At 45.0% G+C, this 26,148-nt stretch carries 24 protein-coding genes; 5 read left to right on the top strand and 19 right to left on the bottom strand.

The window, feature by feature from the left end:
* The 4 genes from FAI40_05855 to FAI40_05840 all read right to left on the bottom strand — a co-directional run bounded on the left by FAI40_05855 (position 1) and on the right by FAI40_05840 (position 2,658).
* Positions 1-903: a hypothetical protein gene (locus FAI40_05855; protein ID QCE34913.1), complete on the bottom strand. Its 903-nt coding sequence runs from the start codon at positions 901-903 to the stop codon at positions 1-3.
* Between the two features lie 18 nt (positions 904-921).
* Positions 922-1,578 carry a septum formation protein Maf gene (gene maf / locus FAI40_05850; protein ID QCE34912.1) on the bottom strand — a complete coding sequence of 219 codons (657 nt, stop codon included), beginning with the start codon at positions 1,576-1,578 and terminating at the stop codon, positions 922-924.
* Positions 1,579-1,586: 8 nt separating this feature from the next.
* Entirely contained in the window at positions 1,587-1,805 is a 219-nt protein-coding gene (gene infA, locus FAI40_05845; GenBank protein ID QCE34911.1) for a translation initiation factor IF-1, read from the bottom strand.
* Positions 1,806-1,929: 124 nt separating this feature from the next.
* On the bottom strand, positions 1,930-2,658 hold the full coding sequence (locus FAI40_05840) for a DNA-3-methyladenine glycosylase 2 family protein (protein ID QCE34910.1): 729 nt from the start codon (positions 2,656-2,658) through the stop codon (positions 1,930-1,932).
* Between the two features lie 117 nt (positions 2,659-2,775).
* Between FAI40_05840 and FAI40_05835 the strand changes: the two genes are divergently transcribed.
* The 3 genes from FAI40_05835 to FAI40_05825 all read left to right on the top strand — a co-directional run bounded on the left by FAI40_05835 (position 2,776) and on the right by FAI40_05825 (position 6,964).
* The gene (locus FAI40_05835) at positions 2,776-4,029 is read left to right on the top strand and encodes a hypothetical protein (GenBank protein QCE34909.1); all 1,254 of its coding nucleotides are present in this window, start codon (positions 2,776-2,778) and stop codon (positions 4,027-4,029) included.
* A 115-nt stretch (positions 4,030-4,144) separates the two neighbouring features.
* A complete protein-coding gene (locus tag FAI40_05830) occupies positions 4,145-5,317 on the top strand; it encodes a phosphoserine transaminase (protein ID QCE34908.1) in 1,173 nt (390 codons plus the stop codon).
* Positions 5,318-5,368: 51 nt separating this feature from the next.
* On the top strand, positions 5,369-6,964 hold the full coding sequence (locus tag FAI40_05825; GenBank protein ID QCE34907.1) for a phosphoglycerate dehydrogenase: 1,596 nt from the start codon (positions 5,369-5,371) through the stop codon (positions 6,962-6,964).
* A gap of 86 nt (positions 6,965-7,050) precedes the next feature.
* Here FAI40_05825 and FAI40_05820 read toward each other — a convergent pair whose 3' ends face one another.
* The 6 genes from FAI40_05820 to miaA all read right to left on the bottom strand — a co-directional run bounded on the left by FAI40_05820 (position 7,051) and on the right by miaA (position 13,840).
* Positions 7,051-9,360 carry a Hint domain-containing protein gene (locus tag FAI40_05820; GenBank protein ID QCE34906.1) on the bottom strand — a complete coding sequence of 770 codons (2,310 nt, stop codon included), beginning with the start codon at positions 9,358-9,360 and terminating at the stop codon, positions 7,051-7,053.
* A gap of 129 nt (positions 9,361-9,489) precedes the next feature.
* Positions 9,490-10,449: an ROK family protein gene (locus FAI40_05815; GenBank protein ID QCE34905.1), complete on the bottom strand. Its 960-nt coding sequence runs from the start codon at positions 10,447-10,449 to the stop codon at positions 9,490-9,492.
* A gap of 98 nt (positions 10,450-10,547) precedes the next feature.
* Entirely contained in the window at positions 10,548-10,847 is a 300-nt protein-coding gene (locus FAI40_05810) for an antibiotic biosynthesis monooxygenase (protein QCE34904.1), read from the bottom strand.
* Positions 10,848-10,870: 23 nt separating this feature from the next.
* Positions 10,871-11,809 carry a 3-methyl-2-oxobutanoate hydroxymethyltransferase gene (gene panB / locus FAI40_05805; GenBank protein ID QCE34903.1) on the bottom strand — a complete coding sequence of 313 codons (939 nt, stop codon included), beginning with the start codon at positions 11,807-11,809 and terminating at the stop codon, positions 10,871-10,873.
* A 1-nt stretch (position 11,810) separates the two neighbouring features.
* Positions 11,811-12,833 carry a ketol-acid reductoisomerase gene (ilvC, locus tag FAI40_05800; GenBank protein QCE34902.1) on the bottom strand — a complete coding sequence of 341 codons (1,023 nt, stop codon included), beginning with the start codon at positions 12,831-12,833 and terminating at the stop codon, positions 11,811-11,813.
* 8 nt (positions 12,834-12,841) lie between these two features.
* On the bottom strand, positions 12,842-13,840 hold the full coding sequence (gene miaA / locus FAI40_05795; protein ID QCE34901.1) for a tRNA (adenosine(37)-N6)-dimethylallyltransferase MiaA: 999 nt from the start codon (positions 13,838-13,840) through the stop codon (positions 12,842-12,844).
* Positions 13,841-13,950: 110 nt separating this feature from the next.
* Here miaA and serB point away from each other — a divergent pair, with 110 nt between their 5' ends.
* Positions 13,951-14,859 (top strand): phosphoserine phosphatase SerB, encoded by a 909-nt coding sequence (gene serB / locus FAI40_05790; protein QCE34900.1) that lies wholly within the window; start codon positions 13,951-13,953, stop codon positions 14,857-14,859.
* Positions 14,860-14,905: 46 nt separating this feature from the next.
* Here serB and FAI40_05785 read toward each other — a convergent pair whose 3' ends face one another.
* Complete coding sequence (locus tag FAI40_05785; protein ID QCE34899.1) at positions 14,906-15,454, bottom strand: DUF721 domain-containing protein; 549 nt, start codon at positions 15,452-15,454, stop codon at positions 14,906-14,908.
* A gap of 65 nt (positions 15,455-15,519) precedes the next feature.
* Here FAI40_05785 and mutY point away from each other — a divergent pair, with 65 nt between their 5' ends.
* A complete protein-coding gene (gene mutY, locus FAI40_05780; GenBank protein QCE35760.1) occupies positions 15,520-16,605 on the top strand; it encodes an A/G-specific adenine glycosylase in 1,086 nt (361 codons plus the stop codon).
* Here mutY and FAI40_05775 read toward each other — a convergent pair.
* The 8 genes from FAI40_05775 to FAI40_05740 form a co-directional block, all read right to left on the bottom strand.
* Positions 16,586-17,602 carry a bile acid:sodium symporter gene (locus FAI40_05775; GenBank protein ID QCE34898.1) on the bottom strand — a complete coding sequence of 339 codons (1,017 nt, stop codon included), beginning with the start codon at positions 17,600-17,602 and terminating at the stop codon, positions 16,586-16,588. The two genes, mutY and FAI40_05775, sit on opposite strands and share 20 nt — an antisense overlap.
* Positions 17,603-17,625: 23 nt before the next feature.
* Positions 17,626-20,430: a mechanosensitive ion channel gene (locus tag FAI40_05770; GenBank protein QCE34897.1), complete on the bottom strand. Its 2,805-nt coding sequence runs from the start codon at positions 20,428-20,430 to the stop codon at positions 17,626-17,628.
* 72 nt (positions 20,431-20,502) lie between these two features.
* The gene (locus tag FAI40_05765) at positions 20,503-21,801 is read right to left on the bottom strand and encodes a hypothetical protein (GenBank protein ID QCE34896.1); all 1,299 of its coding nucleotides are present in this window, start codon (positions 21,799-21,801) and stop codon (positions 20,503-20,505) included.
* A gap of 2 nt (positions 21,802-21,803) precedes the next feature.
* Positions 21,804-22,253 carry a biopolymer transporter ExbD gene (locus FAI40_05760; GenBank protein QCE34895.1) on the bottom strand — a complete coding sequence of 150 codons (450 nt, stop codon included), beginning with the start codon at positions 22,251-22,253 and terminating at the stop codon, positions 21,804-21,806.
* Positions 22,254-22,266: 13 nt separating this feature from the next.
* Positions 22,267-22,692 carry a biopolymer transporter ExbD gene (locus FAI40_05755; protein QCE34894.1) on the bottom strand — a complete coding sequence of 142 codons (426 nt, stop codon included), beginning with the start codon at positions 22,690-22,692 and terminating at the stop codon, positions 22,267-22,269.
* A 27-nt stretch (positions 22,693-22,719) separates the two neighbouring features.
* Entirely contained in the window at positions 22,720-24,021 is a 1,302-nt protein-coding gene (locus tag FAI40_05750) for a MotA/TolQ/ExbB proton channel family protein (GenBank protein ID QCE34893.1), read from the bottom strand.
* A 77-nt stretch (positions 24,022-24,098) separates the two neighbouring features.
* Positions 24,099-24,818: an energy transducer TonB gene (locus FAI40_05745; protein QCE35759.1), complete on the bottom strand. Its 720-nt coding sequence runs from the start codon at positions 24,816-24,818 to the stop codon at positions 24,099-24,101.
* Between the two features lie 206 nt (positions 24,819-25,024).
* A protein-coding gene (locus FAI40_05740) for a peptide chain release factor 2 (protein QCE34892.1) occupies positions 25,025-26,135 on the bottom strand; the annotation gives its coding sequence in 2 pieces (ribosomal slippage) (positions 25,025-26,065 and positions 26,067-26,135; 1,110 coding nt in all).
* Positions 26,136-26,148: the final 13 nt, after the last annotated feature.

Raw genomic sequence — 26,148 nt, 5'->3', positions numbered from 1 at the left:
TCAGTTGGTTAAAGAGAGTTCTTGGAGCGTCTCAAACAAAGAGCGCCGTCCACGTTTTACACTTAATTCGATCATGCCCGAAGGGGTAGCCCCTCTCACCTCTAAATTTTTCCATTTTGCCTTTTGCTTGGCATCCTCTTGGATAAATTTGGTTAAAGCAAAGCGTTTTTTAACAGGCAATCCAGCAGGATCAATCAAAATAACGCCTCCTAATTGACGCAATTCAATTTCATCAAACAGCTTGTGAATCGCCTGACGGTTTTCTTCAAATCCAGCCCCATTTGGCGCATCTAAATCAATCGCTGTCAAAGCCTCTGTCACGGTAATAGAAGCATCAATCTTCAGCGTTAAGGAAAAATGCCTTTCCCCTAAGGCTAGAAAATCCTCTTTTAAGCAGGAATCAAATGCCTCATAATCAATCCGAAACCGCTCCCGCAACGCTTGAGGTAAAAGCAACAAAATTTCAGGTTGTGGAGAAACAAATTGAATATCAGGATATAAATCAGCCCAATTCTCTAAAAGGCTTTTAGCTTTACGAATTAGAACAGGCTTTTTTTCTAATTGTAGCGTTTGCGGAATCTCAATCTCAGGCTCTGCCTTTAATCGAATACCCTTGCCATGTTGCGCCTCTCTGGTAACAGAAGCGGCTAAAAAGTCTCCTTCCTGAAAGGAAAGATGCTTACGGTAAGGTAAAAAACCTTCTCCAACTTCCCCCAAAGAAACAAAAGCACCTGAAAGGCCTGAAACAGATTTTAAAATTTTAACAACGTAAAGATCGCCCAGCTGTGCAGAGGCTTGAGGCGCATAAAAAGCAGCAGATCGAATTTCTCTCTCATCGTCCAAAAGGACAGAAGCGATTTTCCCCTCAATCAAACAAAGCTCAACCGAAAAACCAGAAGACATCTTCACCTCTCCTGCCTCTCAGACTGGCCAATAAGTGCCATTTTCTCTTTGCTTACCCCGAAGGCCAGCCTGCCCCCGAAACAGTTGTGCTGTTTCAAAAAGCGGCAAACCAATCACCCCAGAAGGACTCCCAGAAACCGCACGGATATAAGCCGCAGCCTGCCCGTGGAGAGCATATCCGCCAGATTTATCTTTCCACTCTTCTCCCGAAATTAAGGCCTCAATCTGCTCTTTCGTCAGACGGGCAAAAGTCACCGCTGTTTCAACCAAACGGGAACTTTCTCTGCCTTGAGGATAAGATTGACTCGGAACAAGGGAAATCGCCGTATAAACACGGTGTTTACGCCCTGAAAGCAAATTGAAAAATTTTCTGGCCTCGTCTGCATCTTTGGGTTTCCCCAAAATCCGGCAGCCAACGGCCGCAATCGAATCTGCTGCTAAAATCAATGCTGGCTCTGCCACTTGCGCCGCAACCGCATAGGCTTTTTCTCGCGCCATGCGTAAAACAAACTGCCTCGGAGGCTCTTTTGGAAGGGGATTTTCCGCTATCTCTGCTGGACGGATTTCATCTGGCGGAAAGTCGATGGAGGCCAGCAGCTCTCGCCGTCTTGGCGAAGCTGATGCCAAAATAAAACGGGGGGAAACCAGCAACGGATCCCCGACAGAATTGGACATACTTATTCTTATTTAAAGCGGAATGTAATCCGACCTTTTGTCAGGTCATAAGGGGTCATTTCAACATTCACCCGATCCCCTGCAAGAACACGGATACGGTTCTTTCTCATCTTCCCACTTGTATGGGCGAGAATGGTATGTTCATTGTCCAACAAAACTCGGAACATTGCATTTGGCAATAACTCTTGAACTGTTCCACTGAATTCAATCAGATCTTCTTTAGGCATGTAGCACTTTCTTTTTGATAACGTAAAATTGGTTAAATTGGGCTTTTAGACAAACGCCCTCACCCTCTTCCTTGGTTAAGAAAGAGACTCTTACTTATGGACCTCTATCTGGATTACGTCAAATTTATCTCTTATCTTCAGAAATCTTCTGCCCTTTTTCAACAAAGGATTTCACCTCCCAGCAATAATAAGTCAAGGCCGAACGATAGGGCGAAAAAATAGCCGTTTTCTCAGCCAAAATCTTAGGAGAGAACTGTTTTTCCTCTCCATAAATCAAACGGTACCCTTCCCGAACACCATAATCTCCGCCTGCGAAAATATCTGGATGCCCCAACGCAAAAAGCATCACCATATCCGCACTCCATGGCCCGATTCCCCGAAGATCCGTCAATAATTTCTGCGAAAGAGGGGCTTCCATAGCAAGCGCTTCGGCCATTGTTGGAAAATAATTTTGCAAAGATTTTTCTGAAACCGTTCTGAGACAAGAGATCTTTTGAGAACTCAAACCACATTTTTTCAATCTTTCTTCTGGCATCTCCAAAAGCCGTTCAGGCATTGGTAAATCCCCACCATTCTCAAGCTTGAATTTCTCTAAAATACTCTGGGCTGATTTCGTTGAAAGCTGCTGAGCGATAATTGTACGAAGCAGCTCAAAATAAATTTCTAAATTCTCGGGACGTTTTGACTCTTTTTGCAAAAAATTTTCTGGTAGGAATGTCGGAAAGGGCACTTTCTGAAACCATGCTTTCAAAACAGGGTCTTTTTTCAGGAAAAATTCAGCTTTTTCCCAAGAATTTTCTAAATTAACGGACAAAATTCTCTCCTTTGCAAGATATTTTGATTTTATCTGCATCCGATTATTTTTTTAAAGCTGTTTTTCTGCTAGTTTTTCTTCTTGAGCTTACTTGTTTTGATTTAACCCCTATGTTTTCCCATATCACGCTTTAACGCCCTCATAACCAAAGCTTTTTTGGATAAAGCTTCAAATAACCGCCCCACCATCTTTCAAACGATGGAACAGGCAGAGCCAAATGCAAAGCTCCACCTGTCAGCGCGGAATGGTGCTTTGCGTCCAAATGAAACGGGCGAAATTCAAGCCAGAGGGCCTTCTCACTCCCTGCTTTCCGCTGAAAACCAACATCTCTCCCCCCATAAAGAAGAAGGGACTATCCCAACCTCTCAGCGCCGCATTCAATTCTCGCCAACCATTCATGCGCCGCTTCGCCCAAATACGCTCGTTGCACTCTCAAATGGGCCTCAAAATCCTGCTCTAAGAGACTCCCCCTACGCCTTTCCTGCCGCCAACCGTTCCCGTTTGCTCCCCCGTAATATCTGGGCAGATTCAAGTTTGCTCGGCGCAGGAACTGCCTCTCTCCTGACGCATGTCAGTCTTTTTCTAATGCTCTTTGTGAGTTTTAACCATAATCCTGTCGGGGGCGACCAGCAGTCCGATGCGCCCCAAATGGAAATGATTTTTGCACCGCCTTCCATTAACGCTGTTAAAGGGGAGCAGGTGAGAGAACAAGGTGGCGGCGGCACACCGCCTCCTCCAACAGCAGCGCCAGAACCCACACCAACGCCAGCAGAAACCCCCATTGCCCCCCCTGTTCCCCCAGATGAGCTAGCAGAAACAGGCGAGATTGCTGCGCCCAATCCAAAACAAAAACAAATGCCAGAGGCGAAAAAACCAAGCCCAACCAAAACCGAGGCAAAAGCCAACGCAAACACCTCAAAACTGAGTAATTCCAAAAGTGCAAATAATCCTTTTGCCAATTTGACCGATGTCAGTTTTGATGGCGATCCATCTGATATGCGCCATAAAAAAGGGCAGAAAGGCGGGAATAAAGGCGCTATTGATATGGGCGTGATGGGCCCTCTCAGCATGAACGGCAAAATAAATGCGCCTTATACCAGCAGCACAACCATTAAGGGCGTCAGTTCCGATTATGGGGCTGAGCTGGATGCTTGGATTCGCAACCATATTTTCTATCCAGATGATGCCGTACGTCAGGAAATGGAAGGGGCAAGTTCTGTACATGTCCGCCTTGACCGCAAAGGCAATGTCCAGCAGGTCTTTATCAAAGGCTCTTCTGGCTATGGCACGCTGGATATAGCGACTGTCAGCATTTTCAAAGATCAAAAACTGCCAGATGTTCCCGAAGATATGAAGGGCGATCATTTTGATATTGATGTTCAGGTAAATTACCTGCTCATCCGTCATTAAAATTTTTCAAAAGAAAAAAGTTAAAAAAGAAACTTGACCGATTGAAAAAAATACATCCTTATAGGTGGCAGGACACTCTACCCTAACGTAGAGCGCATATCTGTAAGGATAAAAAATGATAAATACTGTGACGAAGCCCGACCTGCGTCCGGGTAATCCCTGCTACTCGTCTGGCCCATGCGCTAAGCGCCCAGACTGGTCTCTTAATGCGCTTCAGGACACGCCCTTTGGCCGCTCCCACCGCTCCAAGATTGGCAAAGCCAAACTCAAAGAAGCCATTGATCTTACAAAAGAAATTCTAAAAATTCCTCAAGACTACCGTGTTGCGATTGTGCCTGCCTCTGATACAGGGGCGGTTGAAATGTCGCTTTGGTCTCTCCTTGGCGCTCGTGGTGTTGATATTCTCGCTTGGGAAAGCTTTGGCTCTGGCTGGGTTACAGATGTTGTAAAACAACTCAAACTCCAAGATGTTCGCCGTTTCGAAGCTGATTATGGCCATCTTCCCGATGTCAGCCAAATTGACTTTGCCCGTGATGTCGTCTTCACATGGAATGGCACAACTTCTGGCGTTCGCCTCCCAAATGCAGATTTTATTCCAGCGGACCGTGAAGGCCTCACGATTTGCGATGCGACTTCTGCTGCTTTTGCGGTTGATCTCGATTTCACAAAACTTGATGTTACGACCTTTTCTTGGCAAAAAGTCCTTGGAGGAGAAGGCGCTCACGGTATGCTTATTCTCTCCCCCCGTGCAGTGGAGCGTTTGGAAAGCTACATACCCGCATGGCCTCTGCCAAAAATTTTCCGTATGACAAAGGGCGGAAAACTCATCGAAGGCCTCTTTGAAGGTGCGACCATTAACACGCCTTCCATGCTCTGTGTCGAAGATTATCTTGATGCTCTGAAATGGGCTCAAAAAATCGGAGGATTAGAAGCGCTTATTGAACGTGCCACAGCAAATGCGCAAGTCATTCATGATTTTGTAGCAAAACATGACTGGATTGAAAATCTTGCTGTTGTCCCAGAAACACGCTCCAATACCTCTGTTTGCTTAAAAATTGTTGATCCTCAAATCACTTCACTTGAAGCCAAAGAGCAAGCTAACTTTGCAAAATCTATTGCCTCTCTCTTAGACAAAGAAAAAGTGGCCTTTGATATTGCGGCCTATCGGGATGCGCCAGCAGGTCTGCGGATTTGGGCAGGGGCAACAATTGAAACCGAAGATTTAAAAGCTCTGATGCCTTGGCTTCTTTGGGCATATCAAACGCAAAAAGCGACCCTTTCAGTCTAAGCAATCCTAACTCATTCCTTCATCTCTTTATTACATGAAAGGCTTCCTTTTATGGCACCTCGTGTTCTTGTTTCCGACAAACTTTCGGAAACTGCTATTCAAATTTTTCGTGACCGTGGCGTTGAGGTTGATTTCCAACCAAACCTTGGCAAAGACAAAGAAAAACTTGCCGAAATTATCGGCGACTATGATGGGTTAGCTATCCGCTCGGCAACGAAAGTCACCGCTAAACTGCTAGAAAATGCCACACGCCTCAAAGTCATTGGACGTGCGGGTATCGGTGTTGATAATGTTGATATTCCTGCCGCTTCCAAGCGGGGCATTATCGTGATGAACACCCCTTTTGGTAACGCCATCACCACAGCAGAACATGCCATTGCACTGATGTTTGCTGTTGCTCGCCAGCTACCAGAGGCAAACACCTCCACCCATGCTGGTAAATGGGAAAAATCCCGCTTTATGGGCGTGGAAATCACAGGAAAAACCTTAGGCGTTATTGGCGCTGGGAATATTGGTTCGATTGTTTGCTCACGTGCCTTAGGCTTAAAAATGCATGTTTTGGCCTACGATCCCTTCCTGTCGGAAGAACGTGCGAAAGACATTGGCGTGACAAAAGTCACCTTAGATGATCTTTTAGCGCAATCTGATTTCATCACCCTGCACGTGCCTAAAACAGAAAAAACAAAAAACATTCTGAGTGCTGAAAATCTTGCAAAAACCAAAAAAGGCGTTCGCTTGATTAACTGCGCAAGAGGCGGTCTGGTTGATGAAAAAGCCTTAGCAAAAGCGCTCAAAGAAGGGCATGTTGCGGGTGCGGCCTTTGATGTGTTTGAAACAGAACCTGCCACCGAAAGCCCCCTTTTTGGACTGCCAAATGTTGTCTGCACACCGCATCTCGGCGCATCGACAAATGAAGCGCAGGAGAATGTCGCCCTCCAAGTAGCAGAACAGATTTCGGATTATCTAATCCGGGGGGCTGTCACAAATGCCCTTAATATGCCAGCCATTACAGCAGATGAAGCGCCTCGCCTAAAACCTGTTATCCGTTTAGCGGATGTCTTAGGGTCTTTTCTTGGGCAAATGCAGGTCGATGCGGCGAAAGAAATTGAAATTCTCTATGATGGCGCTTTTGCACAAATGAATACCAAAGCGCTGACAAGTGCTTTGTTAGCAGGTTTTCTACGTGCCCATACCACTGATGTGAACATGGTTTCTGCCCCAACCATTGTCAAAGAAAAAGGGATTATCCTTTCTGAAGTGACACGGGATAAAAGTGGCGTTTATGATGCCTTCATTCAACTCAGAATCAAAACAGAAAAGGGTATTTTATCTGCGGCAGGAACCGTTTTCTCCGATCTAAAACCTCGCTTTATCCAAATTCAGGGCATCAATATGGATGCCGAAATCAATCCTTATATGGTTTACCTTGCCAATCAGGATGTGCCTGGCATTATTGGGTCTGTTGGCGCAACGCTTGGAGAGGCCAAAATCAATATTGGAAGCTTTCAGCTTGGCCGGAAAAAAGAAGATGGGCAGGCCATTGCTCTTCTGTCTGTTGATGGGCCTGTGAAAGAGAAAATTTTGCAAAAACTCCTCAAAAATCCAAGCATTTCAGATGCAAAATTCCTTCAATTTTACATTGAATAACCTACACAAACTAACATTAAACCCAAACGAAACCCCCACTTTTCAGTGGGGGGTTTCTCTAGAAATAAAAACACAATAAAAAGAGCTTAGGCAGCTTGCCTTTCTGGCGTTTCAGAAAGAGCCAAATAAGGTCCGCCTGCAATCACTTCAATCACACATTTTTCTGCCTTTTCCATCATTTCCTGAGGGAGTTCAACAAGCGCTTTTCCAGCTGTCCAGCGCAAAATGCCATTCTCAACATTGTTCCAGCCCTCTGCCTCGGGTGAGTCAGACCAACCTTTGACTTCGCATCTCTCTCCCTCTTTTCCCAAAAGATAAATCTTTTGTACCAAAATGCCTAAATGACGGCGGTCATCTAAGAAAGGACCGACAATATCGCAAGGCCTTGACGTACGGGAAGCAATAGAAAATTGGCTTATCCCAGCAAGCTTTGACACATCAAACAGATAAGACATACCCCCTTCGACCTCTTCTTTTGAAGCAAAAGAAACAGATTTCTGTTGGCCATTTTCTTCCCAAACCAATTTTATCTGAGGGTCTTTGCTAATGGCCCGCCCTTCAAAATGATCCTGCCCTGCATGTTTCGCCAGCCTATGCCAAAGCGGTTCTGCAAAATCGCAAGAAACATCCAAAGGTGCCGCCGCATCGTCCCAACTTCTTTCCAGACTTGGCAAAGAAGTACGGGGAGGCATACAGAAAACAACCGCATTTCCTTCCCGATGAGGTTCTAAAACAGCAACAAAGCCCGCACGGTTTCCCGTATCCAAATAGCTTTCGCCTAATGCCCCTTCAGCAATCAGAATCGAATGAGACTCTGTTTCCAAATGAAAATAGGTGTAATGGAGACGGTCATAGTCATAAGCAATGGTTTTGCCATTCACCAACATACGAATAGGAATAAATTTACCGTTAAACAAAAAGCAATGCTCTGGCGTGACCCACAAATCCCGCTCAGGTACATTTTCAGAAAAAGCGCCTTTGGAAATTTTGACCGAATAACTTTCCTCATCTGGTAAGTTAAGAGAATCGGCCTCTGGCTCAATCCAAACTCTTTTCTTCCCAACCCATTTTAAGGGGAGAGAACGCCCTTTTTGTGTGCCATCCCCCTCAGCCACCATCACATGGTCTTGAGGCTTCAAGGTTTCAATCAAACGATAACCTTCGGGTGTTAAAATCCGTGTCCCTTCAAGATAGCAATATTCAAAAGCAATGCTTCCATCTGGCGTAAGTCCAATCGCCCCATTTGCACCGATTCCCGGGATATGCATAACGAGCCAACCGCCGCTTTTCGTTTGAATCAGCGCATAATTTCCCGCATTGTCACCTGTTAAATAGGATTTGAGGCTATCAGGAACTTTGGAAAGATTAGAACCCTCATTATAAACAGCCGTAATATCTGAACGGCTCAACCCTTTAAGCACCACCCCATCGGAATCCCCACCTTCCCATGATTCTGCTGCTGAATTATAGGTTGGGGCTTCATTCCCAGGACTGAAACCTGTGAGAACCGTGTCATAAACTTGCGTGCCATTTCCGAGCGTATCCAATCCGCCAAGCACAACACCTCCATTAACAGCACCAGATCCAATCAAAACCATTCCGCCAGCATTTGGGCCAAGCGTAAGAGAGGCGCCGTCATCTAACTGCACTGTACCGTTAACAACGTTACCATTTTTTATCGTATAAAGCTGCGGATTAAGCATCGTGCCACCCGACAGAACTGTATTCACCTGATTAGGAATCTGCCCCACTGGGAGGTTCTCACCATAGCTTCCACCCGATGCCACACCACCAGAAGCAATAATCACCTTACCGCCCGCAACCCATGGATTATTTTCTACACCGCTGACAATTTCCGTTCCCATACGAAATAACCATGTCGAAACAGCTGTTGCACCTGCATTTACAACCATTGTACCGCCTAGCCGTGTTGTCGCATCTGGCGGATTTAAATCCCCTGTTGTCTGATTATGAATGACTGTATTAATGGATAAACCACCACTTTGCACGGTCATCGTGCCGCCAACGTCCAAATCTGTGCTCTGTGCCGTACCACCACGCTGAACAAGCAATGCCGACCCTGAAGGAATGACGCCAATTTTAGCGTTGTTACCAACGTTCCAAGAGTTTGGATTCACAATGTGCAAACCTTGTGCAACGGATCCGCCAGAGGCCGCAGCACTATTCACAATTACCGTGCCTCCGCCATTTTTAGCGCCTGCACTCTTAATCGAGAAATTACCTCCCAAGGCTTGTTCCGCTGCTGAAACCGAAGCGCCTAAATCACTATTGGCAAGAGAGTTTCCCTCTGGTTGGGCTACACCATTGGTATAGAAACCACCAGAAGTAACGTCTTCCGACTGTGCTGAAAGATGAATCTCGTTCTCTGTTGCCATGTCTCTTGTACTTTCTGAAATTGCGACCTGATAATTAAAAAATCGGCTACTGTAACCATCTTCAGGTTTTTGGCAAAACCCATAAAATCGCTACAATAGCCGTCCATGTTTCTCTAAGAAAAGAACTCTTTATTGAGGCCAGTCTCCAGATTCCTGAGCATCCCAGAGCCAAGCAGCGCCCCGAACACCGGAACTGTCACCGTGTTTATTCATGACAATCGGTGTCATGCAAGGGAAACCGCCAGTAATATGCTGAGATAATCTGCCAGAAACAGTTTTGCAAAGATTAGGCAGATTGGTTACGCCCCCACCCAAAACAATGACATCCGGATCAAGAAAGTCAATCATACGAGCACAAGCCCTTGCCATTCTATCCGTATACAGATCAAACGCATGTAAAGCTTTTTCATCGCCTGCAGCCAACGCATCGGCAATCCCTTTAGCAGAAACATGCCCTTCACCAAGCCAATCTGTTGCCAAAGCCTGACCACAAAGATAGCGTTCCTGACACCCTTCTTGTCCACAGAAACACTGGCGCAGTGGCAAGTCTGTTTCTTTTAACCATGGTAATGGCAGATGTCCCCATTCCCCCGTTAGACGGTGCAAACCTGACAAAAGACGGCCATAGGCGACAATACCGCCCCCCATGCCTGTTCCCAAAATCACCCCAAAAACAATATTTTTACCAACGCCAGCCCCATCGGCTGCTTCAGAAAGGGTAAAGCAGTTCGCGTCATTTTCCATTCGGATCGGACGATCAAGCGCTGCTTCGATATCTTTGTCAAAAGGCCTCCCATTCAGCCATTCTGCATTGCAATGATCCAGCAGGCCTGTCTGGGGAACAATGGATCCCGGTGTGCCAATCCCTAAGGTAGAAGTCGCTTGCCCTGCTGCAACACGGCTTCCTGGGATACATCCCAATTTTGCTTCTGTCTCAAGAACGATATCGCGCACTGCAAGGACTGTTTTTTCATAGTCTCCATGGGGGGTTGGCGCACGATGCCTAAAGGTCTCATTACTATCCCGATCAAGCGCAACGATTTCAATTTTCGTACCGCCTAAGTCAATTCCAAGTCTATAATCTGCCATGTTTCCATGCCTTTTCCGAAAGCCCCAACCCCCATTTAAAATGCATTCACTTGAAAAAAATGCACCAGCTTGAGACGTTACTCTAAGGGAGTATTCTCTTAACGCCTAGTCAAAAAAGGAGAGGTTTGAATAATTTCAATTTCTCCCGAAAGAACCTTGAGAATCTCTCCTAATTTTTTAAAGTAATCTTTCTCTGTGTGTGCCTTAAAACCTGCTTCATCCCGCCAAATTTCATTAACGATAAAACGTCCAACTTCAGAAATATCTGCTGAAACTTCATAGCGTTCGCAGGCTTCCTCCTCAAGAGAGCGCTCAGCACACTCCCTCAAGCTGGGCTCAAGGGCTTCAAACTTATCCGGTTTTACAGAAACGATTGCAGTAATAAAAATTTTTGACATTTAACTTAAAGAGTCTCCTCGTCCTATACGTTCTCTTCATCGACCAGCATATCTTGCTTTAGAGCTGAAACCAGTTCAGGCGTTGCCGCAACACTTTGTGCAGGCGTTGGGAAAAAGCCGCTTTTTACTTCACCTGCATAATCACTTAAGGCTTTAACAATAATCGGCGCAAGATCTGCAAAACGGCGTGCATGACGTGGAATTTTACCCGAACATAATCCTAAAAGATCATGCCAAACTTGTACTTGGCCAGAACAATATTTACCTGCGCCAATGCCGATGGTCATAATATCAACAGACTGGGTAATCATTTGCGCCACTTCCGTTGGAATACATTCGAGTAAAAGCCCGAATGCGCCTGCCTCTTCAAAAGCCATTGCCTCTTCTAAAAGCCGCTGTGTGCTTTCAATATCTTTTCCCTGAATCCTAAGTCCCATTTGCAGCTGCGATTGTGGACGTAAACCAATATGCGCCATCACGGGAATCCCTCGAACCGTTAAGGCATTCACGAGCGTTAAAATCTCAAGACTTCCTTCGATTTTAATCGCCTGTGCTCCCCCTTCCTGAATCAAGCGAACGGCATTTTTAATCCCATCTTCAAGAGTTGCATAAGAAAAGAAAGGTAAATCTGCAATCACAAAAGCACGGCCACAGCCACGCACCACCATTTTCGTATGATAGACCATTTCATCTACCGTAACGGGAATCGTCGTATCATTCCCCTGCACGACCATACCCACCGAATCCCCAACTAAAATCATGGGAATATCTGCCTGATTTGCCATCATCGCAGAAGGATAATCATAGGCTGTAATCATCGGCAAACATTGCCCTGCCCTGCGCATTTTTTCTAAAGAAGCCAAAGTTCGCCGTCTTTTAGGAGGCTCTGCCTTTTGAGAAACATTTTGCGTTACAGGCTGAAACTGTCCATAGGGTGTTTGTTGGGTTGAATAGTCGATCATCTCAAGGCCTTTCCTCTTTCTTGATCCCTTTTCCAAAGAGCCAGTTTCTTATTTTCTGGCCGATCTTCGTTAATTTTTCCTGCGAAGCCAAAACCTCTTTTTGACGCATCAAAGGATAAGAATGAGCCTGCTCCCTTTGAAATTGCGCTGCAAATTTTCCTGACTTAATCTCCTGCATCAGCCGTCTCATCACCTGCTTCATTTCCGAAGCCTGATAAGCTTCCTCACCGACATACCCTCCATAAGAAGCTGTCTTAGAAATGAGCTTATTTGTGCCTTCAAGCCCCTCTTTATAAATAAGGTCTGCGATAATCTTAAGCGAATGCGCTGATTCAAGATAGGCCATTTCTTCAGAGATTCCATTTTCAACCATAACCTCAAACCCTGTACGCACCAGTGCTGCTGCACCACCGCATAAAATGGCCTGCTCTCCGAACAAATTGCTTTCCGTTTCCTGTCCGAAATCCGTTTCGAGCAAACCAATACGGGCACAGCCAATCAAGGAAGCCCAATCCAAAGCCGTCTCAAAAGCAGATTGAATTTTTTCCTTTTCCCCTTCAGGCCAGACCGCAATCCTTGCCATCAACCCCTCATTTTCCTGATAAAGTTTCCGCAATAAATAGCCTGGCCCTTTGGGCGCAACTAAAAAAGATGAAAGGTCTGGTCTTAAAGAAATCTGTCCAAAATGCAGGCAAAATCCATGTGCAAAACCAATCACAGCAGCAAAAGGCAGATATTTTTCTAAAATCTCTTGATAAAGCGCACCATGTGTTTCGTCTGGTGTTAAAAGAATGGCAATCTCAGCATTTTTAGCGCCATCTAAAGGCGAAAAAACCTCAAATCCATCTGCAAGCGCTTTTTCCCTTGAGTTGGAAGAATCTGGCAATGCAATTCTTATTTTTTTTGCCCCTGAATCCCGTGCATTCAGGGCTTGAGCCCGTCCTTGACTGCCATAGCCAAAAACAACGATTTCTTTTCCCAAAATTCTTTCAATTTTAGTGTCTTTCTCCGCATAAATTTTCATGCACTGCCCTAAAATTTCTCTTTTAAAAAAGCCATTGCCCAGGATTTGGCCTCCTCTAAGGAGATTTCATCCTCCTGCGGATCAGACGCAATAGGATTTGAAAAAACCATACCCTCTCCTGCTTTCCCTAAAGGATGATGCCGAAACCAAGTATCCTGACGTTTGGCATAGGAACGCATTGCAGACACGGCCAAAGTAGCTGCTTCTCCTAAAGAAAGCTCCCCCTTCAAACAGCGCCGCAACTCTGGCACGCCATGTGCCCGCATAAGGGGTAAATCTGGACTGACATCTTTTTTAAGAAATGCCTCCACCTCTTCCAAAGCGCCTGCTTGAAGCATTTTCTCAAATCGCCTCTCTAAACGGCTTCTCAAAAACTCACGTTCAGGCGCAAAATGGAAAAATTTAAAATCGCAGGAAACACCCCCTTGATGAGGCAAAGAAAGCCAATGAGAAAGAGGCTTTCCAGTGCCAAACAAAACAGCCCAAGCACGGCAAATCCTCTGCTGATCCTGCGCATTTAATTTTTCAGCCGTTATCGGGTCTTCCGCCTTTAATAATTTAAGAGCTTCTTCCCCCCCATAGATTTCATAAAAAACTTCTGCCCGGCGGCGATCTTTTTCTGGAACAGGCGGAATGTTGGCAATTCCTTGACGCAAGGCATTTAAATACATGCCTGTACCCCCGCAAAAAATCGGCAAACGAGACGTTTGAACGCACTCTTCTAAAATCCGCATCGCCTCTGGAAGCCACCAACCAACAGAACCACGTTCTGCACCATCCAAAACACCATAAAGCGCATGAGGAACTTTGACCTCATCCTCCGCAGAAGGGCGTGCCGTTAAGGCCTGTAAATCCGAATAACATTGCATCGCATCCGCATTGATGACAACGCCGTTCAATTCATCGGCCAATGCCATTGCCAATGCGGATTTTCCCGAACATGTCGGCCCCGCAATAATCAGGGCTTTTTGCTGCGGAAATCTTTTTCTCTCTCCAACCTCACTCAAGCCCTATTTACCTTTCTTTATTCACGTCTTTTCTCTAATCTGGGTAGATACTCTGTGTTTTACTTATGGGTATTTACTTTTACTCTTTTTACTTCTTGAAGGGAAATATCATGTCTGATCCTTCAGCTCCACGCTCTTTCGTTTTAACGGTTGTTGCCAACCGTGAAGAGGGAAACCTCTCCAAAGAAGCTATCGACACCGCACGCCATCTTGTTCAAGGACAATCACCTGTCGTCCTTTCAGAAAAGGAAGCTGTTGATATTTCCTGCTGTCTGCCAGCAGAAAACGCCATTTCTCCAGAAACCATTCGGGCAACCCTCGCTCCCTTCCGAGTTGATGCGCTTCTAACACGCAAGCGTGGACGGCGGAAAGCGGTCTTCACATCAGACATGGACAGTACGGTTCTCGAAGGGGAAACCCCAGATGCGATTATTGCCCTACGGGGAAGAACAGCAGAGCTCAAAGAAATTGTTACGGATGCCCGTGCTAAAAATGCGACTTTTGCAGAAACGATGCGCCGCCGCATTCCCTTAATGGCCAACACAACCGAAGAGGAACTTCAAACCATCTTAGATGGTCTTAAACGTGCCGACCATATCAAAGAGGTTGTTCGTACCATGAAAAAAAATGGCGCGCTCACCGCATTAATTTCAGGTGGTTTCGATTGGTTTACAGATAGAGTCGCACAAGAAATTGGTTTTGACTATGCCTTTGCCAATCGCCTTGAATGGGAAACTGGTAAATTGAAGGGCTCTCTTTTTGAGCCTGTCCTCGGACCTGAGAACAAAGCGGAATCTCTGCTCCAGCTCTGCAAAGAACGTGGTGTTCAAACTTCCGCAGCTCTTGCTGTTGGAGATGGGAATAATGACATTGCCATGCTTTCCACAGCAGGCCTCGGCGTTGCATGGTATGCAGATCCAAAAGTAAAAGCCGTTATTTCAACGCAGATAAATTTCACAACCATGCGCACTTTACTCTTTGCGCAAGGCTATCCTGCTTCAGAATTTGTCTCTGAATAAGCCGAGACTCATTGAATCTTTATCCAATAAGAGGGCTGCGTCCCTCTTATTTTTTTAAAAGCAACTTTTGAAAAATAGCTTTTAGCGCTTCACTTTCAATTTTATCTAATTCAAGTTCACATTTCTCTTTCACCGTTGGGCGAACAGATAAAATTTTTGAGGGTAAAGAACAGGCTGGCTTTAAAGGCGGATAAGGCGATTGTTGCGTATCTTGAAGAATTTTAATCCGTGTCAACGCCTGATCCCCACAAAGACCACAGGTTTCATTCAAACGTTTCAGTAATTGCGGAATCATATATTGCAGCTCCATCGCCGCTGGACCTTGGCATTTCACCGTTAAAGTCGTTTGATTCAATTTCGCAGGCTGAGTTGTTTGCGCTAAAGCCACGCCCACAAAATTTTCCCATTCCATCGCCAAGCGGATAAAAAGGGGCGACTTCTTCTTTAAAGCTTCCCGACTAATCTCAGAAGCAACAAAACCGACATCCAATAATTTCTCTTTTCGCCGAGGACCAATATATTTAAAACCCTCCCCTCGCTCATCATAAGAACGAAAAGAATTAAAATTCTTTTTTGTTTTTACCTGCTTTGCCATTTTATCCTAAAAAGAGCCTAAATCGCTCTCATTTATGAAATCTAATCTTTTTGACCTTATACGCTATGCCTGCTTCTCTTTCCCATCTCGTGCCTGATGCGCATCTCCTTTTAGAATGGTATGACCAAAATGGCCGCACCCTTCCTTGGCGTGCCGAAAAATCAGCGCAATCAGATCCTTACCACATCTGGCTGAGTGAAATCATGCTTCAGCAAACAGGCGTAAAAACGGTTACCGATTATTACCATAAATTTCTTCAAAAATGGCCTACAATTAAAGAATTTTCTCAAGCCTCCGAAGAAGAAATTATGAAGGAATGGGCAGGGCTAGGCTATTATGCAAGAGCTCGCAATCTACTCAAATGCGCCCATAAAATTATGGAACTTGGCGCTTTTCCCTCGGCCCCAGAAACCTTAAAAAAACTTCCTGGCATCGGCCCTTACACGGCCAATGCCATCGCTTCAATTGCTTTTAATCAACCTTTTGTTGCAATAGACGGTAATGTTGAACGGGTAGCTTCAAGAATTTTTGCCTTTACCAAAGCACTCCCACTAGCACGTCCTGCGCTTCATAAACTTGCAGAGACGCTTAACCATTCTCCAGCGGCTCAAAACCGCCCAAGCGATTTTATGCAAGCGCTTTTCGATCTTGGATCGCTCATTTGTACTCCACGCTCTCCAGCTTGCTTGAGCTGTCCTTGGAGCGATCACTGTCAAGCTTTCAAAAAAAATCTTGCAGCAGAGCTTCCAAAACGTGCTCCAAAGGCAAAAAATCCGACAAAATATGGCGCTGTCTTTATAATGTATAATTCAAAAGACGAAATCTGGTTGCAAAAACGCCCTGCCAAAGGTCTTTTAGGCAGCACAATGGAAATGCCAGGGACATCTTGGGAACTGGAAAAACAAGAAGAAAAAGAAAATTTTGCACAAGCGCCTCTCCAAGCCAGTTGGCTTAAAGCACCCGATATAAAGCATGTCTTTACACATTTTACACTTTTTCTAACCCCTTATTTTCTCTCGAACCCTTCTGAAAATCTTTCTCTTACAAAAGGCGGATGGGGAAATCCAAAAGAGGCAGCCCTCTCCACCTTAATGAAAAAAGCCTATCAGCATTTTCTAAAGGAAAAGAAAACTATTCTTCCAAAATGTTAGGTCTCTGCGCATATCTTTTTGCTAAGAGCGCACACAGAAAAATTTGAAACTGATGATAGAAAAGCAAAGGGATACTCATAACCCCCGCCTGCGTTCCAAAAAGCGCACTGGACATCGGAATGCCTGACGTTAAGGCTTTTTTAGAACCACAAAATTGAATAGCAATCGCATTTCCGAAATCCCCTGTCTTCATTTTTTCTGCCAAGAAAAGTGTCAAACTCAGCATAATCACAAGGATAAGCGCAAGAATTCCAACCATAGCCATAAAATCATAGCCATTGATGACACGCCAAACATTACCCAGCACGGCCATACTAAAGGCAGTATAAACCATCAAAGCGATAGAACCACGCTCGCAGAAAGAAAGCAGTTTCTTATGCCTGCGTAAAATATCCCCAATAAATCTTCCTGCGATTTGACCACAGACAAAAGGTAAAAATAATTCCCAAGAAAAACGGATAATCGCATGGGTAAATTGATCTCCAAAGAGATCATGTGCCCCTGCGGAAAGCCCTAATTTCGGCAAAACAAAAATCCCAACCAAAATGGGCGTCACGACAATACCGACCAAATTAGAAAGACTCGCAGCACAAATAGCCGCAGCAACATTTCCCCTTGCCATAGAGGTCAAGGCAATAGAAGACTGCACTGTTGAAGGCAAACAACACAAAAACAGAATCCCAAACCAGAGCGATTTACCAGCAAACCCATTGGCAGAAATTGTAAAGAAAATCTTGTAAAGCGCCTCGCCCATCAGAGGGAAGATAATGTAACTAGAGGCCAAGACTAACCCCTGTAAGCGCCAATCCTTAAAATTTTCTGTTAAAACCTCCCAGTCTAAGCGTGCCCCTTGAAGAAAGAACATTCCCATGACTAAGATTGACGTTAAAATTTCAAAGAAAAAAAGAAACTGATGGGAACATGGCAGCAAACACGCCATAGAGACCGCAAAAATAATCATCAGCAAAAAAGGGTCAGGCATTAGTCTTTTTAACATAAATTCCCAGTGCTTTTTAAATCCTAAGCCGGTTCTGCCTGCTCTTCTTTCGGATTATAGTATTTCTTTTCTTCCGATTTCAGGAAGGATTCAAGCGATGGAAAATCCAGCGTCCGCATTGGGAAAGGCATCTCAATACCCCGTTTTTCAAAGACTTCTGCAATCTGCCGATTAAATTCATAGGTCACAGGCCAACGTCCAGCGGGTGTTACTGGCAACGTTGCTTTAATAACAATATTGCTGTCTCCAAAACGATCCAATCCCAAGAAATTCAAATCATCAATGATAAAATCGGCAAAATTTGCGTCATTCTTGAGCGTTTCTGTAATTTCAAGGAAAACCTCTCGAACATCAGTAACTTTCGTTCCATAAGCAACACCAGCTTCAATAATCACCCGACAAAAACCACGGCTGAAATTGGTAATTTCATTCAATGAACTAAAAGGAAAAATATTAAGAGAACCGTTACTCGAACGAACATGTACTGTTCTCAAGGAAAGCTTTTCGACACGTCCATAGGTTTTATTTAACGTCACCATGTCTCCAACCGTCAACGCATTTTCCAAAAGGAGAAAAACACCACTGATAAAGTCATGAACCAGTTTCTGAGAACCAAAACCAATCGCAACCCCGAAAATAGAAGCACTCGCAAGGAGTGGGGCAATATTCACCCCTAATTCAGACAAAATCGTCATCCCAACCGTTGCGGTCAAAATCATTAACAAAATAATCCGAAATAAAGGCTGTAAGGTGCGAATGCGCGCGACACGCTGTCTCTGAGTAGGATTTCCCTCTTCCAGCTTTTTGCTATGACGCTCAAAGAAAATATTTGCAGCTTCCCAAATAAATACGCCCACAAAAAGTGCCAATAAAATCGCGCCGCAAGAAGAAAGCAAATGAGCGCCAAAAGAATTCTCTGAAAAAAGATGATGCGCAGGAACACCCCATGCAATCGCAACGGTAAGGAGCATCACAATGAGCACAAGGACAGCCAATGTTTTCTCAAGCGCAGGATAATAACGCAGAAAACGTTCCTGCATTTCATCACTGAGAACTTCTTCCGTTCTCAGCCAGTTATGGCCACGCTCAAGTAAATTCTTGACAACGATCCACAGCAAGCGGGACAACCCTAGGGCAATACATGTTTTTATAAAAACAAGAATAATGAACTGGTAGCCATCACGCATGTTCATCGCCCAGACCCACCACAAGGCAAAATCAAAGAACAATGCGCAAATCCACCATAATTGACGTGTCAAACCTGCAATTGTTGCCAATTTAGGGGTTCTATTCGCTATCATCGTGCAGGAACGTGAAACATACGGTCTTGCACCAAAAATCATCCATGCCAACATCAGATTGGCTGTCAGCCCAACTAACTTTCCGATCGCAGCGGAAACACTTCCAGGCAGAGTACATGCCTGAAGGATAATAATAATTGTCAATCCCCAAGCAACAAACCCTGAAATACGGCGAAGCCACTTAAACAGAAAATTAGCGGCACGGTCTGAAATCGCTGCGAGACGAAGCCATGAATCAACGGGGTTAAATAAAGCACGCAACACCGCAACCCAGAGTGTCTGCACGACATTTGCAAACCAAGTAACACTCCAAACAGCTGCCATTGTTCTCGCATCTGAAGACGGATCAAGCAACTGTATCAGCAAGGCCAAAAATGGGAACATTGCGATACCAAAAAGGTCTAAGGCAAAACCTGCCAAAGCATAGGCAACTAAATGTGAACGGTTTGCTAAAGTTTCTTTCTGGGTCTTTAAACGGATCTCATTATAATTTTGCTGTTTTTTAGAAACTTTCTGCTTCTTCTTCTGAAGCTCCTGCTCTGCTTCTTTATGTTCGAGTTCCAGCTGTTGAATTTTATCTGCAATATCAAGTAGAGCTTTTTGATTTTTAGAAAGCTTGGGATCTGGATGAGTCTCTGTTTCTTTCGGTGTAAGAGGTGAAACCGTAGAGGCCTTTACAGCACCAGAATCAGAAAGCGCAACGGTCTGCGCAACAACAGCCTGACTCTCAACTTCTTCTAAAGCCTGTTTTGCAGCAAGATTTTCTGCATGTGCCAACGTTTCAGGCGCATGGGTTTCTTCCGCTTGCGCAAAGCGCTCCTGAAGCTCTTTCTCTTCCTCAATGGCAGCTTCTATCTCTTTTTTCTTTGCCTTTACAGCATCCTCTCGAAGCTCAAGCTTTTCGAGAGAGTCATCTATATCTTTTTTAACAAGCTCAAGCTTTTCCTGTCCTGCTTCTGTATCCTTAACACGGTCTTTTGCTTTTGCGTTGATCTTCGCTCGCAAACCCCGAAAAAGATAGGCAAAAACAAGAGAAAGCCCCCATCCACCGACACCGACTAAGGCAACACGAATACAAATCCTAAAAATTTCACTCTGGAGCGCATGGCTGCTCCAAACTTGCAACAGCCATGGCCATAATGCCTTAAAATTCGCAATACTCTGGATGAAAGCGCCGAAAGCTTCTCTGGTTTTATTCCAAATGTCCTTTCCAACCTCAAGCCCACTTTCTAAAACAGAATGAGCGCCAGTTGCATTCTTCGAATGCTCGATCTTTTGGAGAGATTTCAGCGTTCCAATCAACTGTTCGCGTTGCGCTGGATCATTAAGAACTGCGATTAAATCTTTTGCTTCAGTGGAGCTTAAAGGCACTTTATCAACAGAAGCTTTCCCAGCGCTCACAGGTTCCGCTGTCTCTAAAGCTTCTTCCTGCGCAAACGCCGAAGGAATAAAATACCCATCGCCAAGTGGCATCGCAAAAAGACAAAAAAGAATAAGAATCTGGAAAAAGGAAAAGCGTTTTAACAAAGGCTCAACTCACAATAATACATTTTTTTGAAAGAAAATGCTTAAAAGATGGCACTATAAAGGAAAATGGTTTTACTTTCCAGACTGACTTTGAAGCTGTTTCTGCCATAAAAGCCCTAGACCATGAGCAGGACCATTCCCAGAAATTTTTCCAAGATCCTCAATCGCTGAATCTTTCTTGCCTGAATCATATTCAGCCATCGCATATTCGAGTTCTGCAATATCTGGATAATTTGGATGATTCCGCATGCCTTCCCGCATCAAGGTAAGACCAGCATCTTGGTGACCTTCCAAGGCTAACTCATATCCTGTACTTAACATTGCTCCAGCGGAGGAGGCCTTGCGGGCTTGAACAATTGCCTCATTGATTCCGCGATGGGCTTTATAAACTTGTAACTCAACAAAACTTTTAAAACGTTTCTGCTTCTCAAGCTCTTGAGAATCCCCTACGCCTAAAATCTTTTTATCAGACCCTATCTGTAAAAGTTTTAAGGCCAAGGAGGGGACATCCATCTGTACCGCAAGCTCCGCCATATCCTGAAATTCCTGCGGTGTCATTTCTGATCCTGCCTCAAGGCGTAAACGCATTAAACTAAAGCGTAAACGTTGTGGCAATTTCTGATCAGCCATAAACTCATGCAGCAAAAAATCCCAATAATGGGGATTAGGATAAAGCCCTGCAAGTTTTAAATAAGTTTGACGCTCTTCCTGTGGTTTATCCAATTTTCCATAAGCAATGGCCACCATTTGAAGCGCTGCTTCTGGAATTTTATTCTGCGTCTTTTCGGCAACCGCAGAAAGTGTCTCCCCTGCCTTAATCGTGTCTTCCCAATGCTCTGCAACATACGGACATTGGACAGATAGAGAAGCAACCGTTGCTTCATAACCAACCGTATGGAGATATTCTAGGGCCGTATTTTCACATTTCTGATACTCATTGCTCCGATATGCCAACGTTGCCACAGCCGCCAGCATCAACTTTCTTTCCTCTGGCTGTGTTTGCGAATTTCCTAAGAGAGAATCATAAGCACTCATTGCGCAACCTAAATCTTCTTTCTCAGTGCAGGCTGCTGCTCGCATTCGCTGAATCATATAATTATCAAAAGCATTCGTATGCGGTGTTTGCGAGGCCTGCATGACATATTGCAATGCCTGCGTGCCATCTTTAGCCTCTAAGGCCTTCTGCGCATATTCCAAAACTTTACCAACTTCTGGCGTCAGCTGTGGCTGCTCCTCACTAACATTGTCCTCCGCCTGCGCCCCTAAAGGATAAATCAATGGAAATCCACCGACACCCAAAATACTCACGACGCACAAAAAACGTCCTAAAGAGCAAAAGGAGTTTAAAAAGAAAGAAGAGGACAACTTCATAGCTACTGTTTCTCCACAGATTTATCGAGACCACTAATGCCTAAACGCTTGATTCCCAAACGTTGGCAATCGGCCAGCACACTGGCAACGGTTTTATAGCTTGCAAGCCGGTTAGGATCGACATTTACCTGCTTTTTAGGGTCATGATCTGCTACAAAATCACGAATTTTACTATCTAATTCAGAGAGACTAGCAACAGGCGTACCATCCCAGCTCAAGGCATTTTCATAGTTAATCCCAATCGTAACCGTTTTAAACTCCTCATTCGGTGGCGGATCACCTTGTGGCAAGTCAATCGCAACAGACTGCGTTTGCAACGGAACTGTAATAATCAACATAATCAGCAACACCAGCATCACATCAATAAGCGGCGTTGTGTTAATATCAACGATCCCCTCATCATTTTCCTGATGGCTGCCTATTTTGACTTTTCCCTTGATGGGCAGACTCATTTCCTAGCGCTCCTTACCCTTTGTGAGGTTCTTGCGTGATGAAATCAACATGAGAAATACCCGCCTCTTGGCAAGCTGAAATGAGCTTGCCAACTTCTAGATATTTTGCTTTTTCATCCGCTCGAATCTGCACCTGAGGCTGTTTTTTCTGTTTCGCAAACTTTACGAGTTTGTCGACAAGCTCTTCTTGGCTGCGCACCATCGTCGTTGCGATATAAGGGTTACCCTTTTTATCCACAGACAAAACGATATTATCCTGCGCCGTCACCGTTTGCTCATTAATCGCAACCGGCAAATCCACCTGAATATTGCGTGTCGAGACAGGAATCGTAATGAGAAAGACAATCAATAGCACCAACATGATATCAACCAATGGTGTCGTATTGATGTTTGACATCACCGCGCCATCTTCTTCCTCAGATCCGACATTCATTCCCATAGAATAAACTCCTGCCTAATACTCAGATTAAACTTGGCCATCGTCCACAATCACATCTGAACCGCGGGTAATGGGTTTCTGATTTTCCTTTTCCAAAGCGGCAATCTCATTCAAAGCACTGTCATGCGGTTTTCCACCAATCAGCACAGAAAGAATATCCGCTGCAAAATCATTGATACGCTCCATCGCCGCTTTATTCCGGCGCACAAGCAAGTTATATCCCAACACAGCTGGAACAGCCGTTGCCAGACCAATCGCCGTCATAATCAAAGATTCACCAACAGGTCCCGCCACTTTATCCAAAGAGGCCTGACCAGACGTACCAATCGCCGTCAACGCATGGTAAATACCCCAAACCGTACCGAACAATCCAACGAATGGCGAAGTAGATCCCACCGTTCCCAAGAACGCAAGTCCGCCCTGAAGACGGGAACTAATCGCATCCACAGCACGGGAAATCGACATAGAAATCCAAGATTGAAGATCAATCGCATCGCGCAATTTTCCAGCATGTCCCTCTGCAGAAACCAGAGCAGAGTCTGCAATATAACGGAAAGGCGATGCCTCGGTTAAACCTTCAGCAGCATCTTTCACAGAATCACTATTCCAGAAATCTGTCCCCACTTCACGGGCCGTAAAGAACAAACGCTGTTGCTCAATAAATTTCATCACAATAATAATCCAGCTCCCGATCGACATGATTAACATAATCATCAAAACGGAACGGGCAACCATGTCGCCATTCTTCCACAAAGCTCCAAGACCATAAGGGTTGCCTTGTGTTTTTGCCGCCTCACTTGGTTTTAGTTTTGGGGGCTCATCATCTGTTTGTGGTTTTTTCTTCAACTCCTCAGGCACAGCTGGTGCTGGCGGCGCATTGTCCTTGGCCATAATAGAGCCAGAAGAGTTCTCTGCTGCGGATGCATCCATTGGCGCTGGAGGAAGAGGCGCCACATTATCAGCGGGCGCTTGGGCTTGCTGCTGATCTCCTGCTTGGTTTTGTGCAGAATTATCTGAAGAAGGTTGTCCCTGCGACACATCCTGTGTTGGTGCTGGTGGTGCATTCTCATCCGCAGGTTGCCCCTGATCTTGCTGCTGCGCAGCAGGATCAGCATAAGGCGTAGGAGCTGGCTTTTCAGGCGTTTGCGCCTCGCCAGCAGTATAACTTGCAACGTCCTGAGCATGGGCAACACCAAAAACTGCCCCACCCCCGACAGCGCCAGCAAAAACAAAGCTGGAAAGCAATAGCCCACGGCCATACTTCAAAATGCGACCCCGTACAGGCGCAGAAATATGAGACAAAGAGGTCGAATGATTCAAAGATAACATTTCTTTTCCTGTACTTTAATTATTAAACATAAATTTTGTTTTGTTATTATTTCGGAAATCAAAAACGAAATTCACTTTTAATCTCCTAATGTAAAGTCAATTGTTAATGTATGATCGTGTTCTGTTACAGGAACACCATTTTCAACACTTGGTTCGTACCGGGCACGCGCCAAGAAATCGACGGCGCTCGCAACAAAGTCAGAACCCCCTGTATGCGAAACGATCTTACAGTTAGCTGTATGGCCTGAAGGTAAAATATCGCACGAAGCTACAACCTTCCCCTCACGGTTATCATCTTCTGCATTAGGAGGATATTCAGGACGTGCACCATTAATAGGCGTTGCCCCAGCGCTGTGATTTTTTTCTTCATTCGTATCCGCATCGGAATCGTCTAAATCATCACTATTACTATTTTGTGTCTGTGTTGAAGGCGATTTTGTAGCCTTTTTCTTCACAGTCTTCTTTTTAATTTTCTTAGGCTGTTCTTCCTGCTTTACAGGCTTGATATGTGTCACCTTCTCTTTGAGAGCATTTTTCAAAGTTGGCACAACCACCCTTGGAGGAGGAATATAGGGCAAAGGCGGCACAACAACATTTGGCGTCTTTGGTGGCGGTGGTTTTTTCGTTGCTGGCGGTGTGGGCGTTGGAATAATGCTTGTTTTAATCGGCGCACGAGGCGGCTCTCCCTTCCCCCTCGAAGGAAAATTCACAATGCCGATAATTACAACCACGACGATAATCGAAATCACAACAGAAGCAATGAGATCCCGGCGACGATTACGATCAATATGATCCATCGGCAACGCAAAAGCACTCGTCGCATGGCCAGGAAAATTACATTCCCACCACACAACCAGTTGCGCTTTTATCAATTTTAAATTTTTAGCTAAGTTCGATTCTTCAGTCACCAGAGGCCAATTCCTACTCTCCGACATTTAGGGCACGACTCCAATGCTAGAATAAAAAATTCTGAGCAAAAAGCCCAAATAGACCGAAAATTAAATTATTTTTCGTCTCCGCCCATTTTTGCAGCAAGTGCTGCGGCCATAAAGTCACTTAAATCACCATCAAGAACAGCATCTGGATTTGTCTTTTCAACGCCTGTCCTTAAATCCTTTACCATTTGGTAAGGGGCAAGCACATAAGAGCGAATCTGATGCCCCCAGCCGATTTCCGTCTTTCCAGCCTCGGTTTCTGCTGCCTCTGCCTCACGCCGTTGCAATTCCGCCTCATAAAGACGTGCTCTAAGCATCTGCATCGCCGTGGCACGGTTACGGTGCTGAGATCGGTCTGTCTGACAAGCAACCACAATACCTGTCGGTTCATGGGTAATACGAATCGCTGAATCCGTTTTATTAATATGCTGTCCACCAGCACCAGACGCCCTAAAGGTATCCACACGCAGGTCAGAATCCAGAATTTCAATTTCAATAGAATCATCAACGACAGGATAAACCCAAACCGAGGCAAAAGAAGTATGACGGCGTGCCGCAGAATCAAAGGGAGAAATACGCACCAAACGGTGTACGCCAGATTCTGTTTTCAGCCAGCCATAAGCATTCAAACCTTCAAAACGCAAGGTTACAGATTTAATACCAGCCTGTTCGCCGTCTGAGCTTTCCAAGACGGTCAATTTATAACCATTTGCCTCGCCCCAACGCAGATACATGCGCATCATCATCTGAGACCAATCCTGCGCCTCTGTTCCGCCAGCGCCCGCATTGATTTCAAGATAACAATCATTCGAATCCGCTTCTCCTGAAAGCAGACTTTCAATTTCCGCTTTCGCAGCACGATCCCGAATGGAAGAAAGCGCTTTCAGAGATTCTTGAATAACCTCCTGATCGTCCTCTGCTTCTGCCATTTCAATGAAATCTAGATTATCCTTTAATCCCTGCGCCATCTCCAACACAGATTTGACCCGAGTATCCAAAAGCGTACGCTCCTTCATCAGCTTTTCAGCTTCTGAAGGGTTCTGCCACAAATCAGGGTCTTCTGCCCGATGGTTTAACTCTGCCAAACGGTCTTGTGATTCATCCCAGTTAAAGATGCCTCCTCAGCAGTACCAATGACTGCTGAATCTGGCGTGCATAAAATTCACTCTCTGCGGACATTTAAAAACTTTCT

This window comes from Acetobacteraceae bacterium, from assembly GCA_004843345.1.
In the GTDB taxonomy this organism is placed as follows: Bacteria; Pseudomonadota; Alphaproteobacteria; order Acetobacterales; family Acetobacteraceae.
This window is presented reverse-complemented; position numbering and strand designations above follow the sequence as displayed.